The following is a 13,666-nucleotide window of genomic DNA, read 5'->3' as shown; positions in this document are numbered from 1 at the left end:
CGGCTCAGGCCTCGTCGCCCGCCCGGTACACGCCGAACATCGCCCCCTGCGGGTCCCGCAGCACCGCGATGCGCGGCCCGTCGGGCACGGACGTGGGCACCATCAGGACCGTGCCGTGCTGCTGGACGACCGCGGTGGTGTCGTCCACGTCGGCCACGGCGAAGTACGGCAGCCAGTGCGCCGGCACCTCGGGCGGGAACTTCTCGTCCATCGTGACCATGCCGCCGAAGTCCGCGCCGCCGATGCCGAACTGGGTGTAGCGGTCCGACGGGGCGACCGTCCAGCCGAACACCCGCGTGTAGAAGGACACGGCCCCCTCCGGGGCCCGCGTCATCAGCTCCACCCAGCCCAGCGAACCGGGCGCGTTGAACAGCCCGGCGCCCGGGAAGGTCCCCGCCTGCCACAGCTGGAAGACGGCACCGTCCGGATCGGCGGCCACCGCGAACCGGCCCACGTCGAACACGTCCATCGGGCCCAGCAGCAGGGTCCCGCCCGCCTCCGTCACCGCACGGACGGTGGCGTCCGCGTCGGTCACCGCGAAGGACACGTTCCACGCGACCGGCTGCGACGGCTGGTACAACGGGGCGAGCGCGGCCACGGCCGCGTCCCCGAGGTGCGCCACGGTGTAGCCGCCGGCCTCCTGACGCGCGTCCGTCTCGGGCCGCCAGCCGAACAGCCGCGTGTAGAACCGCCGGGCCGCGTCCAGGTCACTGGTCCCCAGCTCGGTCCAGCAGGGACCGCCGGTCACCGGTGCGTCGAGCTTCATGGCGTTCCTTCCGCGAGCGGCGGGGACCTCGCCCCCGAGGCTCCCCTCCAGCACGCTAAGCCGCCCGCAGGGCTCCTTGCCATCCGGGGAAATCCGGTGGTGTGCCGCAGCGGCCCGGGCGTACCCTCGCCCCGTACCGCACCGCGTGGCGGCCTCCCGCTCCTTCAGCCTGCCCGGAGGTACCCATGCCCGCGCCCGAGGTGCGTCCCTTCCGCAAGACCGACCGAGACCAGCTGACCGACCTGGTCAACATGCACGTCGCGGCGGTCGTCCCCGGCGTCTCCGTCTCCGTGAACACCGTCCTCGGCGACCTGGAGCGGCGTCCCGGCGAGTTCATCACCGACCCGTGGGTGGCCGAGCGGACGACGCTCGTCGCCGAGCAGCGCCGATACGTCGTCGCCGCGGCCCACCTGCTGCGCTACCGCGCCGACGCCGAGGTCGGGGAGACCTACCGGGACGCCGCCGAGATCAACTGGTTCGTCCACCGCCCGGCGACGCCCCTCTGGCCGGAGGCCGATCTGGCGGCGGACCTGCTGATGCGGGCGTGCCTCGCACGGTTCGCACGCTGGAACGCCCGCGTCCGGTACGCCGACGGCGCACTGCCCGCCCCGCTCGTCTACGGCCTGCCCCGCAACTGGCCGCACATCCGGGCCCTCTACGAACGCGCGGGGTTCCGGCACACCGGAGACACCGAGGTCATCCTGATCGCACGGGTGGCCGACCTGCCGGCCGCCGGGCCCCGGCCGGGGGTGACGGCCGAGCGCATGCCGGGGGAGTGCGGCACCCGCTTCACGGCCCGGGCCGGTGGGAAGACACTCGGCTTCGTCGAGATCGACACCGCCCTGGCACGCCCGGAACGCCACACGCGCGCCTCCGGCCTCGCCGACGTCGGCAACCTGCACATCGACCCGGCCGAGCACGGCACCGGCCTGGAGCACTGGCTGCTCGCCCGGGCCGCGGACTGGCTCCGGCTGTGCGATGTGGACCGGCTCGTCGCCTACGAACCCGCCGACGGCAGCGCCATGACCGCCCTCCTGACGGGTGCGGGCTTTCGCGAACTCACCCGCACCGAGCGGGGGTGGGAGCACCTCCCGGGCCGGGCTCAGATGCCGGGCCGGTAGCGGATCGGATGGTCCGCCGGCACCTCCACGAGCACGATCGGCGTCCCGTCGGGATCCGCGATCCACATCTCGACCAGCCCCCAGGGTTCCTTCACCGGCGGCCGCACGATCTCCACGCCCTTCGCCCGCAGCTCCTCCTGCGCCGCCGCCACGTCGTCGACCTGCAGCCACAGGCGCACGGCGGGCGCCGGGGGCGTCTCGGACCGGCCCGCGACCTCCAGGAAGCCGCCGCCCAGGAAGAAGACGGTGCCCCGCTCGGCTCCCGTACCGAACTCGCGGTACACGGCGAGACCCAACTGCTCGCCGTAGAAGGCACGCGACCGCTCGGGGTCGGTGGGGCGGAGCAGGATCCGGCTGCTGAGTACATGCACCATGCAGCGGAGCTTAATGGTGGCGTTACGCTCATCCCTGCCCAGCCTCGCAGCCGCAACGGAGACGTACGCCCATGGAGACCGCCGCCACCGCACTGACCTTCCGCGACGCCACCGAAGTCGACGTGGACGAGCTGGTCGCGCTGATCGAGTCGGCGTACCGGGGTGACGACAGCAGGGCCGGGTGGACCACCGAGGCGGACATCCTCGAAGGGCAGCGCACCGACCCCGAGGGCGTGCTGGAAGTCATCAAGTCGCCCGACAGCCGGCTCCTCACGGTGGAGCGGGACGGCAGGATCGTCGCCTGCTGCCAGCTGAAGCACGAGGGTGAGAACGCCTACTTCGGGATGTTCGCCGTCAGCCCCCAACTCCAGGGCGCGGGCCTCGGCAAGGTGATCATCGCGGAGGCGGAGCGGCAGGCCCGCGAAAGCTGGGGCGTGCGGGAGATGCAGATGTCCGTGATCTCCGTGCGCGACGACCTCATCGCCTGGTACGAGCGGCGCGGCTACCGCCGTACGGGACGGATGACCCCGTTCCCGCACGGCGACGAGCGCTTCGGCGTCCCGCAGCGCGACGACCTGCAGTTCGAGCTGCTGGTCAAGGAGCTCGCCCAGCCCTAGGCCGTGAAACGGCCCGTGCGCTTGATGTCCGGGTGGTCGGTGGTCGCGCCGTCCAGGCCGAACGCCCGGACCAGCCGCAGCTGGTCCTGCGTGTTCACCACCCAGCCGATGATCCTCAGATCGGCCTTGCGGGCCCGCTCCACGATCTCCAGGGTGAGCCGGCGGATGTTCAGGCAGACGGTCTCGGCACCGGCCTGGACGGCGCGGTCCACGATGTCGGTGCCGTAGCGGCTGGCGATCAGCGCGGTGCGCACCCCCGGCACCAGTGGCTTGATCTCGGCGATCGCCTCGTCGTGGAACGAGGACACCTCCACCCGGCCCGCCAGCCCGCGCTCGTTCATGACCTGGGCCAGGGCCCGCGCCGCCTGGGCGTCCTTGATCTCCGCCTGGAGCGGCGCATGCACGGCCTCCAGGACCTCCTCGAAGACCGGGACCCGCTCGCCCCGGCCCGCGTCCAGGGCCCGCAGCTCGGCGAGGGTCTTCTCGGCGATCGGGCCGGTGCCGTCGGTCGTGCGGTCCACATCCGTGTCGTGCATGACGACGAGCGCGCCGTCCTTGCTCAGGTGCAGATCGAGTTCGATGGCGTCCAGGCCCGCCTCCTGGGCGGCGACGAAGGACCGGAGGGTGTTCTCGGGTTCCACACCCATGATTCCGCGGTGACCGATGGTGAGGAAGTTCAAGACGCGACTCTCTTCCGTCGACAGGCGGCACTGGGGGCCTGACGGCCCCCCTGACCGTATCGCCTGGACCCACCCTGTGCAGAGAGTGAGGGCATGGTCGCGGCACATCCGGGCAGAAGCGTGACCGGCAGGAAAAAGTGCGGTGAAGCACAGGGTCGGGCAGGATAATTTCCCGGGTTCACCCTTGCTGGGAGGAACCTCGTGTGTATACGGTCTGCATACGTGAGATTCTCCCGTGGAAGGTGGGACATGACGGAAATTCTTGTGCAGGTGGGTTCGGAGGAAGGTCTTCCTCCCGTGGCCAGGGTGGTCGAGCACCCGGCATGGCCCGTGCTCAAGGATGCCGTGGAGCGGATCCGGCCATGGCAGTCCAAGGACGGGTCGATCGACTTCGACGCCGAGGGCGCGCCCGACCCGGCCGACGCCGAGCTCGCGGTCCGCCAGGTCGCCGACGCCGTCCTGGAGCTCTCCCCGCTGCTCCCGCACGACGGCGCCTACCACGAGGCCCTGGTCAAGGACCTGACCCGGTGGGCCGACAGCGGCTTCCAGGTGCCCGACTTCCTCGACTCGCTGCTGGCCTTCCAGCCCGCCGCGAACCGTGCGGACGGTCTCCAGCACCTCGTCGTCTTCCCGATGTACACCCAGAACGGCAACCCGGACCGCAACCTCGAAGCGGTCGTGCTGCGCATGGTCTGGCCGGACTGGCTGGCCGAGCTGGAGCGCACCCGCTACGACAACCCGCTGTTCTGCGGCATCAAGTTCGAGGACTTCACCTCCGGCTACGACACCAACTCGGCCGTCCTGTTCCCCGAGACCATCGCCGTGCGCGAGGCCCCGGAGCGGTTCACCTGGGGCGGCATCTTCTGCGACCGCGAGGCCGCCCGCTTCCGCCGCGTGACCGACGCCGCCGTCGACATCCTGGGCCTGGAGCTGCCCGAGGACGTCGCCGCGATGGTCCACGACCAGAAGCGCTGCGAGGAGGCGTTCGTCCTGTGGGACATGGTCCACGACCGCACCCACAGCCACGGCGACCTGCCCTTCGACCCGTTCATGATCAAGCAGCGCCAGCCGTTCTGGATGTACGGCCTGGAGGAGCTGCGCTGTGACCTCACCGCCTTCAAGGAGGCCGTGAAGCTGGCCGGGGAAGGCGTTCCGCAGGCCCGCGACGTGCAGGTCGCGGTCCTCTTCGACCGCATGTTCCGCTTCCCGGTCACCGGCGAGCGCGTGCGCAACTACGACGGTCTCGGCGGCCAGCTCCTCTTCGCGTACCTGCACAAGCACGACGTCGTCCGCTGGACCGACAACAAGCTCACCATCGACTGGGAGCGCGCCCCGCAGGTCACCAACCAGCTGTGCGCCGAGATCGAGGACCTGTACCGCGACGGCATCGACCGCCCCAAGCTCGTCCACTGGTTCGCCGGGTACGAGCTGGTCTCCACCTACCTCTCCCCGCACCCGGGCTCCAAGTGGGCCAAGGGCCCCGACGCCCTGGACACGACGCAGCCGCCGCGCAAACTCGTCGATGACGTGCTTCCGGACGAGTTTCCGCTGAGCATGTTCTATGAGGCACTGTCCAAGAAGCTGAAGAACGTGATCGCCTCCACCAAGGGCATCACGGCGGACGGCGCCGAGCGGATCGCCGCGTGAGCGATCGGCGTACCGGGAACACTGCTCAGGAGGCGAAGATCATGGGGAACGGGGCGCTCAGCGGTGCGGTGATCGCGGTGGCCGGAGCGGGCGGGCCCGCCGGCCGGGCCGCACTGCTCAGGCTGGCCGAGGCGGGAGCGACCGTCATCGGGTCGGACAACGATCCGGAGCGGCTGGCGGAGGCGGTGGACGCGGCGCGCTACGCGACCGGCGGCGCCACCGTCACCGGTGACACGGTCGATCTGCTGAACCTGGAGGCCACCCGCGACTGGGCCACCCGCATCGAGAAGGACTTCGGCCGTGTCGACGGCCTGGTCCACCTCGTCGGCGGCTGGCGCGGCAGCGAGACCTTCACCCGGACCAGCCTCGACGACTGGGACTTCCTGGAGATGCTGCTGGTCCGCACGGTGCAGCACACCTCCCTCGCGTTCCACGAGGCACTGCAGCGCAGCGACCGCGGCCGGTACGTGCTCATCAGTGCCGCCGGCGCCAGCAAGCCCACCGCGGGCAACGCCGCCTACGCGGCCGGCAAGGCGGCGGCCGAGGCGTGGACGCTGGCCATGGCGGACTACTTCCGCAAGGCCGGGGGCGCCGGGGGGCCGACGTCGGCGGCTGCGATCCTGGTGGTGAAGGCGCTGGTCCACGACGCGATGCGCGCCGACCGGCCCAACGCGAAGTTCGCGGGCTTCACCGACGTCAAGGACCTGGCCGAGGCCATCACCACGGTCTGGGAGAAGTCCGCCGCCGAAGTGAACGGAAACCGTCTGTGGCTCACCGAGAAGCCGTGAACCCGCCGAAGACCGACGCCCGTCGTCATCACGACACCGAGGTCCGCGGTTTCGCCAGCGACAACTACGCCGGGGCCCACCCGGAGGTCCTCGCCGCCCTGGCGCTGGCCAACGGCGGGCACCAGGTCGCGTACGGCGAGGACGCCTACACCGAGAACCTCCAGCAGGTGATCCGCAGCCACTTCGGGCCCACGGCGGAGGCGTTCCCGGTCTTCAACGGCACCGGCGCGAACGTCGTCGCGCTCCAGGCGGTCACCGACCGCTGGGGAGCGGTGATCTGCGCGGAGAGCGCGCACATCAACGTTGACGAGTGCGGAGCCCCGGAGCGGGTCGGCGGCCTGAAGCTGCTGACCGTTCCCGCGCCCGACGGCAAGCTCACACCGGAGCTGATCGACCGGCAGGCGTACGGCTGGGACGACGAGCACCGGGCGATGCCGCAGGTCGTCTCCATCGCCCAGGCCACCGAGCTGGGCACGGTCTACACGCCGGAGGAGATACGCGCCCTCTGCGAGCACGCCCACGCGCACGGCATGAAGGTGCACCTGGACGGCTCCCGGCTGGCCAACGCCGCCGCCACCCTGAACGTCCCGATGCGGACGCTCACCAACGCGGCCGGCGTCGACATCCTCTCGCTGGGCGGCACGAAGAACGGCGCCCTGTTCGGTGAGGCCGTCGTGGTGCTCAACCAGGACGCCGTCAGCCACATGAAGCACCTGCGCAAGCTGTCCATGCAGCTCGCCTCCAAGATGCGCTTCGTGTCGGTGCAGCTGGAGGCCCTGCTCGCCCGGGACCTGTGGCTGCGCAACGCTGGGCACGCCAACGAGATGGCCCAGCGCCTCGCCGAGGGCGTGCGGTCCGTGCACGGGGTGGAGATCCTCTACCCGGTGCAGGCCAACGCGGTCTTCGCCCGGCTGCCCCACGACGTGAGCGAGCGCCTCCAGAAGCGGTTCCGCTTCTACTTCTGGGACGAGGCCGCGGGCGAGGTCCGCTGGATGTGCGCCTTCGACACGACCGAGGACGACGTGGACGGCTTCCTGGCAGCGCTGAAAGAGGAGATGGCCCGCTAGGTGCATAGGTATGCGGCAGAGCGCGGGCAGCCTTCGAGTTCGTTCGCGACACCATCCCGCACTCGCAGGATTCCGGTGATCTCCGCGTCACCTGGCGCGCCTCCGACGTCCTGGAGCAGCGCACCGGCATCTGCTACGCCAAGGCCCACGCGCTGGCCGCCCTGCTCCGTGCCGAGGACATTCCCACCGCGCTGTGCTACCAGAAGTTCGAGGTGGTGCACGGGCTGGTCGCCGTGCGGTTCAACGGCGCGTGGCACCGGCAGGACCCCCGGGGCAACAAGCCCGGTGTCGACGCCCGGTTCTGCCTCGATGGTGAGCGACTGGCCTTCGTGCCCGATCGTGCGTCCAATGAACTGGACTACCCGGTCTTGTATGCTGCACCACATCCGGTCGTGCTCGACACGCTCACGGCAGCGCGCGACCGGCCACACCTGTGGCAGACGCTCCCCACCGCACTCTGAGGCAAGGCGACCATGACGCTCACCCTGACCGTGTCCGACGACGTACGCGCACTCGCCCCCGGTTTCACGTACGTCGCGATCGAGGCGCACGGCCTGGTCAACGGCCCGAGCAGTGACGCCGGTTCGGCTCTGCTGGACGACGCGGCGCGCCGGCTGGCCGTACGACTGGACGGCCGCGCCCCGCACGAGGATCCGCACATGGCCGCATGGCGCGAGACCTACACGGCGTTCGGTTCGAAGCCGTCCCGCACCCGCAACTCCGCGGAGGCGCTGGCCAAGCGGGCTCTCTCGGAGGCCGGGCTGCCCCGCATCAATCTGCTGGTCGACCTCTACAACGCCGTCTCCGTCGCCCATCTGATCCCCGTCGGCGGCGAGGACCTCGACCGCATCGAGGGCGGTATGCGGCTGATCCGGGCCACGGGGGAGGAGGACTTCGTGACCGTCGCAGGGGGCGAGGAGACCGTCGAGCACCCCGACGCGGGCGAAGTCGTGTGGTGCGACGACACGGGCGTGACCTGCCGCCGCTGGAACTGGCGCCAGGGCCCGCGCACCCGGCTCACCGAGCGGACGACGTCCGGCATTTTCCTGCTGGAGAGCCTGGCGCCGATGCCGGTCGCCGAGGTGACGGCGGCCGCGACGGAACTCGCCGAGCTGCTGGCGAAGTTCAGCCCGGGAGCGGACATCGCCGTCCGTGCTCCGGAGTCCTCCGCCTGAGCCCTGGGCCGCTCGGGCGTCAGTGCGCCTCGGCCGCCCGCACCTGCTCCGGCGTGGGCGCCGTGCCGCCGAGGTGGGCCGGCATCCACCAGGTGTCGTCCGGGCCCTTGGGGCGGACGGGGTAGGCGCGCTGGGCGGCCTCCAGGAGCTCCTGGACGCGCTCCCGCAGCTGGCGCGTGATGGCGCCCGCGTACTTGTCCCGGGAGGCCTCGATCGCCTCGCCCACCCGAATGGTGATGGGGATGTGGCTGCGCTTGAAGTTGCGCGGCTGGCCCTTCGTCCACAGCCGCTGCGTGCCCCACACCGCCATCGGGATCAGCGGGACGCCGGCCTCCTGGGCCAGACGTGCGGCGCCCGACTTGAAGCTCTTCAGCGTGAACGACTGCGAGATCGTCGCCTCCGGGAAGACCCCGACGATCTCGCCCGAGCGCAGCGAGTCCAGGGCGTGCGCGTAGGCCGCCTCCCCCTGCTTGCGGTCCACGGGAATGTGCTTCATCCCACGCATCAGCGGGCCGGAGATCTTGTGCCGGAAGACGGACTCCTTCGCCATGAACCGCACGAGACGCCTCTGCGGCAGCGCCGCCAGGCCGTCGAAGACGAAGTCCAGGTAGCTGATGTGATTGCTCACCAGCACGGCGCCGCCCGAGCGCGGGATGTTCTCCGAACCCTGGAGGTCGATCTTGAGGTCCCACACCTTGAACAGCGTGCGGGCGAAACCGACGACGGGACGGTAGACGAGCTCTGCCATGGGCGGGCCGGACCCCTCCTGCTCTGCCTGGGAAGGGATTCCCAGTGGAAAGTTACGCAGCCGTAGGTTTTACGGCTTGTCGCAGATGGTGCCCCAAGAACGGCCGGGTAGCCAGTCCTCGTGCCCGCCGGCGGCGAGATTCTCGTCACGTCGCCCGCAGGTTCCCACCTCGTGCTTTTGCGTCCCCATTACTCCGCGCGGACCGTCACCCGCCGCACGAGCAGGTACAACTCGCATCCCAGGCAGTACCCGAATGCCGCATTCAGGAAGGCGGCGGCGAGTGCGGCGCCGGTCGCCGCGAGTCCCAGCCAGCCGGGCCCGAGAGTGTGGCCGACGAGCCCGAGTCCGGCGAAAAGCAGCCCCACCACCTGGGCGAAGCGCGGCGGTTCGGGCGCCTCGAACTCCGTCGGCGGCCCGAGCCGCGGCCGTACGGCCTTGGCGAACAGCAGGCCGTAGGGGGAGCGGCTCACCCCGCCCGCCGCGCCGAGCAGGAACGCCAGCGTCTGCCAGGCCAGCAGCCAGGCGCTCCCCGTGACCAGAACGACCGCCAGGACGGCGGCCGTGACAGCCGCGCCGAAACGCGGACCTCTCACATCGATGTCCATGGAGCAAAGCATTCCGCAGCGCTACCGCGTTGAGGGGCCGGGAATCTTTGCGGTCTCGTGAACGCTTGCAGCAGGTGATGACCGGACTGGTGGTGTGCGTGGCGGTGCTCGCGGCGGCGAGCGCCTACGGAGTGCTGCAACGGCGGCGGAGCGGGAGAGTACGGGTGCGCGGGCGCGACGACGGCAAGCGGCTCGATGCGGCGGAACTGGGCGCGGAGCTCGGCGAACGGGCCACGCTCGTGCAGTTCTCCAGCGCGTTCTGCGCGCCCTGCCGGGCGACCCGGCGGGTCCTCGACGAGGTCGCCGGGCTGGTCCCGGGTGTGACCCACGTCGAGATCGACGCCGAGGCCCACCTCGGCCTCGTGCGGCGGCTGGACATCCTCAAGACCCCGACCGTGCTGGTCCTGGACGCCGACGGCCGGGTGGTGCGGCGGGCCACCGGGCAGCCGCGCAAGGCCGACGTGATCGCCGCGCTGGGGGAGGCGGTGTGACCGGCGTGACGCCGTCCGTGAGCCATCTCCCACATCACGGAACGAACTTGACTGCGCGTACCAGTTATCGTCAGCCTGACCCCATGCCTGCGGACCTCCTCGCCACTCCCGACCTCCTGCGCTCGGTCTTCCGGCGGCACGCGGCGGGAGTCGCCGTCGTCACCGCTCGTGGCGAGGCGGGCCCGGTGGGCTTCACCGCGACCTCCCTGACGTCCGTCTCCGCCGAACCGCCCCTGCTGTCCTTCGGGGTCGGCACCGGTGCCTCCAGCTGGCCCGCGATCGCGGCGGCGGACCACGTCGGTGTCCACATCCTCGGTGAGCACCAGCAGGAGCTGGCCGCCACCTTCGCCCGCAGCGGCGCCGACCGCTTCGGCCCTCCCACCGCCTGGCGGGACGGGCCCGAGGGCGTTCCCGTCCTCGACGGTGTGCTCGCCTGGCTGGTGGGCCGGGTCGTCGCGCGCGTCCCCGCAGGGGACCACCGGATCGTGCTCGCCGAGGTCGTGCACGGCGACCCCGCGGGCACCGGCCGTCCCCTCCTCTATCACCAGGGACGTTTCCAGCGTCTGGGCGACTGAGCGGGGCGCCCCCCGGGCTGCGTGACCGTCGAGTTCCGGTTACGCTGCGTTGCGAAGGTCACAGTTCAAAGCGCTTGCTTAGCGGGAACGAACTGGGTGTACTGACGAGTAATATTTCGCTCGGGGCGTGGGTTCGCCCCGACCGGGATCGGACGCTAGAGGCGCCTATGCTGCCTGCAAGTAGGCAGCATGGAAATGACGATGCAGTAGGAGAGCCGGCGTGAGCTTGAGGATCGTTGTCACTGTGAAGTACGTGCCCGACGCCACCGGCGACCGGCACTTCGCCGATGACCTGACCGTCGACCGGGACGACGTGGACGGTCTGCTCTCCGAGCTCGACGAGTACGCGGTCGAGCAGGCGCTGCAGATCTCCGAGAACTCCGACGACGACGTGGAGATCACCGTCCTGACGGTGGGCCCCGAGGACGCCAAGGACGCCCTGCGCAAGGCGCTGTCCATGGGTGCGGACAAGGCGATCCACGTCGAGGACGACGACATCCACGGCACCGACGCCATCGGCACCTCCCTGGTCCTGGCCAAGGCGATCGAGAAGGCCGGTTACGACCTGGTCATCTCCGGCATGGCCTCCACCGACGGCACCATGGGCGTCGTCCCGGCCCTGCTCGCCGAGCGCCTGGGCGTCCCGCAGGTCACCCTGCTCTCCGAGGTCTCCGTCGAGGACGGCACCGTCAAGGGCCGCCGCGACGGCGACGCCGCCTCCGAGAGCCTGGAGGCCTCCCTCCCGGCGGTCGTGTCCGTGACCGACCAGTCGGGCGAGGCCCGTTACCCGTCCTTCAAGGGCATCATGGCCGCCAAGAAGAAGCCGGTGGAGTCCTGGGACCTGTCCGACCTGGACCTGGAGGCCGAGGAGGTCGGCCTGGAGGGTGCCTACACCACGGTCGACGGCGCGGCCGAGCGTCCGGCCCGCACCGCGGGCACGATCGTCAAGGACGAGGGCGAGGGCGGCAAGCAGCTCGCTGAGTTCCTCGCGGGCCAGAAGTTCATCTGAGCCCCTTCGCTGACCGCCCCTCATCTTTCGCAAGCAGGAGAGAAGAAGTCCCATGGCTGAAGTTCTCGTCTACGTCGACCACGTGGACGGCGCCGTCCGCAAGCCCACCCTGGAGCTGCTGACCCTCGCCCGCCGCATCGGCGAGCCGGTCGCCGTCGCGCTGGGCAACGGCGCCGGTGACACGGCCGCCGTTCTCGCCGAGCACGGCGCGGTCAAGGTCCTCACGCACGAGGCCGCCGAGTACGCCGACTACCTGGTCGTACCGAAGGTCGACGCCCTCCAGGCCGCGCACGAGGCCGTGTCCCCGGCCGCCGTGCTGGTGCCGTCCTCCGCCGAGGGCAAGGAGATCGCCGCCCGTCTGGCGCTGCGTCTGGGCTCCGGCATCATCACCGACGCCGTCGACCTGGAGGCCGGCGACGAGGGCCCGGTGGCCACGCAGTCCGTGTTCGCCGCGTCCTTCACCACCAAGTCCCGTGTCTCCAAGGGCACCCCGGTCATCACGGTCAAGCCCAACAGCGCCGCCGTCGAGGCCGCCCCGGCCGCCGGTGCGGTCGAGGCCCTGAGCGTCTCCTTCTCCGCGCAGGCCACCGGCACCAAGGTCACCGGCCGTACTCCGCGTGAGTCGACGGGCCGTCCGGAGCTGACCGAGGCCGCGATCGTGGTCTCCGGTGGCCGTGGCGTCAACGGCGCGGAGAACTTCGCGATCATCGAGGCGCTCGCCGACTCGCTCGGTGCCGCTGTCGGTGCCTCGCGTGCCGCGGTGGACGCCGGCTGGTACCCGCACACCAACCAGGTCGGCCAGACCGGCAAGTCCGTCTCGCCGCAGCTGTACATCGCCAACGGCATCTCCGGTGCGATCCAGCACCGCGCCGGTATGCAGACCTCGAAGACGATCGTGGCGGTCAACAAGGACGCCGAGGCCCCGATCTTCGACCTCGTCGACTACGGCGTCGTCGGCGACCTCTTCGACGTCGTCCCGGCTCTGACCGAGGAGATCAAGACCCGCAAGGGCTGATCGCTTCCGGCTGGGGGAGGCCCCCGTGACCGCACGAACGGTCACGGGGGCCTCTTCTCATCCCAGGGTCATCGAGGCCTGCACCGGCAGGTGGTCGCTCGGGTAGGTCCCGTCCCTGCTGAAGGTGTTCATCCCGGCCCAGTGCGTGGTCACCCCTGGCGTGGTGAGGATCCAGTCGATGCGCCGCCCGCCGGGCTTGAGCCTCCGGTAGCCGTGGTGCGTCCCGTACGCCGGACCCCGCGAGGCCGCCGCGTCCCAGGCGTCCACCAGTCCGATGTCCAGCATGAGGTCGTACACCCGGTTGTCGTGGGCGGCCGCGTTGAAGTCGCCGGTGACGATGACCGGTAACGACCGGTCCCACCCGGCGATCGTCTCGCCGATGAGCCCCGCCGAGCGCTCCCGCGCGTACTGGCTGACGCTGTCCAGGTGAGTGTTGAGGACGTAGAACTCCCGCCCGTCGTCGGCGAGATCCGCGAAACGGACCCAGGTCACCATGCGCAGCCAGTCCGCGCCCCAGGTGTTCGAGGCGATCGTGTACGGGGTGTCGGACAGCCAGAAGTGATCGAACTCGATCGGCGCGAGTCTGCGCGTGTCGTAGAAGACCGCCATGAACTCGTCCTTGCTGCCGCCCCCGCGTCCGGTGCCGATCCAGTCGTGGTGCCCGCCGAGATCCTTCTCGATCGCGCGCACTTGCCGGTAGAGCCCTTCCTGGGTGCCGATGAGATGCGGTGGCTCGCGGCGCAGCAGCTCTCGCATCACCGGTCGGCGCACCTCCCAGCGCGGTGTCCTGTCGACGACGGTGCCGAAGCGGACGTTGAACGTCATGACGTCCAGGGCGCCGGGGTGCTCGCCGGCGGAAGCGGGCGGTGTGGGGCCCGCGGTGGTGAGCAGCGGTCCTACGATGGCGGCGGCCGCCGCCGCCTTGAGCCCGTGGCGGCGTGTCACTCCGACCTCGTTCGGCACGTGGTCTCCCTCCCCTTGCACGTCA

Annotated in this window: 16 protein-coding genes and 1 pseudogene; 11 read left to right on the top strand and 6 right to left on the bottom strand. The window is 70.7% G+C overall.

The window, feature by feature from the left end; genetic code table 11:
* Nucleotides 1-4: 4 nt before the first annotated feature.
* The gene (locus RFN52_RS04490) at nt 5-766 is read right to left on the bottom strand and encodes a VOC family protein (RefSeq protein ID WP_184842624.1); all 762 of its coding nucleotides are present in this window, start codon (nt 764-766) and stop codon (nt 5-7) included.
* Between the two features lie 185 nt (nt 767-951).
* Here RFN52_RS04490 and RFN52_RS04485 point away from each other — a divergent pair, with 185 nt between their 5' ends.
* On the top strand, nt 952-1,887 hold the full coding sequence (locus tag RFN52_RS04485) for a GNAT family N-acetyltransferase (protein WP_184842621.1): 936 nt from the start codon (nt 952-954) through the stop codon (nt 1,885-1,887).
* Here RFN52_RS04485 and RFN52_RS04480 read toward each other — a convergent pair.
* On the bottom strand, nt 1,869-2,261 hold the full coding sequence (locus RFN52_RS04480) for a VOC family protein (protein WP_184842618.1): 393 nt from the start codon (nt 2,259-2,261) through the stop codon (nt 1,869-1,871). The genes RFN52_RS04485 and RFN52_RS04480 overlap by 19 nt on opposite strands.
* A 71-nt stretch (nt 2,262-2,332) precedes the next feature.
* Here RFN52_RS04480 and RFN52_RS04475 point away from each other — a divergent pair, with 71 nt between their 5' ends.
* On the top strand, nt 2,333-2,878 hold the full coding sequence (locus RFN52_RS04475) for a GNAT family N-acetyltransferase (protein ID WP_184842615.1): 546 nt from the start codon (nt 2,333-2,335) through the stop codon (nt 2,876-2,878).
* On the opposite strand, the gene RFN52_RS04470 is transcribed toward RFN52_RS04475, so the two are convergent.
* Nucleotides 2,875-3,558, bottom strand: a complete 684-nt coding sequence (locus RFN52_RS04470) for a glycerophosphodiester phosphodiesterase (RefSeq protein ID WP_184842613.1) — start codon at nt 3,556-3,558, stop codon at nt 2,875-2,877. The genes RFN52_RS04475 and RFN52_RS04470 overlap by 4 nt on opposite strands.
* A 249-nt stretch (nt 3,559-3,807) precedes the next feature.
* Between RFN52_RS04470 and RFN52_RS04465 the strand changes: the two genes are divergently transcribed.
* The 5 genes and pseudogenes from RFN52_RS04465 to RFN52_RS04445 all read left to right on the top strand — a co-directional run bounded on the left by RFN52_RS04465 (nt 3,808) and on the right by RFN52_RS04445 (nt 8,235).
* Complete coding sequence (locus tag RFN52_RS04465; protein WP_184842610.1) at nt 3,808-5,205, top strand: DUF6421 family protein; 1,398 nt, start codon at nt 3,808-3,810, stop codon at nt 5,203-5,205.
* Between the two features lie 41 nt (nt 5,206-5,246).
* Nucleotides 5,247-5,993 carry an SDR family NAD(P)-dependent oxidoreductase gene (locus RFN52_RS04460; protein ID WP_184853789.1) on the top strand — a complete coding sequence of 249 codons (747 nt, stop codon included), beginning with the start codon at nt 5,247-5,249 and terminating at the stop codon, nt 5,991-5,993.
* Nucleotides 5,990-7,060 (top strand): threonine aldolase family protein, encoded by a 1,071-nt coding sequence (locus RFN52_RS04455; protein ID WP_184842607.1) that lies wholly within the window; start codon nt 5,990-5,992, stop codon nt 7,058-7,060. Before RFN52_RS04460 ends, RFN52_RS04455 begins: the two co-directional genes overlap by 4 nt.
* Nucleotides 7,061-7,080: 20 nt before the next feature.
* Nucleotides 7,081-7,521, top strand: a pseudogene (locus RFN52_RS04450) (transglutaminase domain-containing protein); the annotation flags it as partial.
* 12 nt (nt 7,522-7,533) lie between these two features.
* Nucleotides 7,534-8,235, top strand: coding sequence for a B3/B4 domain-containing protein (locus RFN52_RS04445; RefSeq protein ID WP_184842604.1), 702 nt, complete (start codon nt 7,534-7,536; stop codon nt 8,233-8,235).
* A 19-nt stretch (nt 8,236-8,254) separates the two neighbouring features.
* Here the strand turns inward: RFN52_RS04445 and RFN52_RS04440 are convergent, their stop codons facing one another.
* Both RFN52_RS04440 and RFN52_RS04435 read right to left on the bottom strand, forming a co-directional pair.
* Nucleotides 8,255-8,983 carry a lysophospholipid acyltransferase family protein gene (locus RFN52_RS04440; protein ID WP_184842601.1) on the bottom strand — a complete coding sequence of 243 codons (729 nt, stop codon included), beginning with the start codon at nt 8,981-8,983 and terminating at the stop codon, nt 8,255-8,257.
* A 188-nt stretch (nt 8,984-9,171) separates the two neighbouring features.
* On the bottom strand, nt 9,172-9,588 hold the full coding sequence (locus RFN52_RS04435; RefSeq protein WP_184842598.1) for a DUF4395 domain-containing protein: 417 nt from the start codon (nt 9,586-9,588) through the stop codon (nt 9,172-9,174).
* 77 nt (nt 9,589-9,665) lie between these two features.
* Between RFN52_RS04435 and RFN52_RS04430 the strand changes: the two genes are divergently transcribed.
* From RFN52_RS04430 to RFN52_RS04415, 4 genes are all read left to right on the top strand, one after another.
* Complete coding sequence (locus RFN52_RS04430) at nt 9,666-10,079, top strand: thioredoxin family protein (RefSeq protein WP_184853787.1); 414 nt, start codon at nt 9,666-9,668, stop codon at nt 10,077-10,079.
* A gap of 83 nt (nt 10,080-10,162) precedes the next feature.
* Entirely contained in the window at nt 10,163-10,654 is a 492-nt protein-coding gene (locus tag RFN52_RS04425) for a flavin reductase family protein (RefSeq protein WP_184842595.1), read from the top strand.
* A 220-nt stretch (nt 10,655-10,874) separates the two neighbouring features.
* Nucleotides 10,875-11,663, top strand: a complete 789-nt coding sequence (locus RFN52_RS04420; RefSeq protein WP_184842592.1) for an electron transfer flavoprotein subunit beta/FixA family protein — start codon at nt 10,875-10,877, stop codon at nt 11,661-11,663.
* Nucleotides 11,664-11,715: 52 nt separating this feature from the next.
* The gene (locus RFN52_RS04415) at nt 11,716-12,678 is read left to right on the top strand and encodes an electron transfer flavoprotein subunit alpha/FixB family protein (protein WP_184842590.1); all 963 of its coding nucleotides are present in this window, start codon (nt 11,716-11,718) and stop codon (nt 12,676-12,678) included.
* A 57-nt stretch (nt 12,679-12,735) separates the two neighbouring features.
* On the opposite strand, the gene RFN52_RS04410 is transcribed toward RFN52_RS04415, so the two are convergent.
* A complete protein-coding gene (locus tag RFN52_RS04410; RefSeq protein WP_184842587.1) occupies nt 12,736-13,641 on the bottom strand; it encodes an endonuclease/exonuclease/phosphatase family protein in 906 nt (301 codons plus the stop codon).
* Nucleotides 13,642-13,666: the final 25 nt, after the last annotated feature.

This window comes from Streptomyces collinus, assembly GCF_031348265.1.
GTDB classification, from domain to species: domain Bacteria; phylum Actinomycetota; class Actinomycetes; order Streptomycetales; family Streptomycetaceae; genus Streptomyces; species Streptomyces collinus.
The sequence above is the reverse complement of the archived record's forward strand: the minus strand, read 5'-3'. Positions and strand labels throughout refer to the sequence as shown.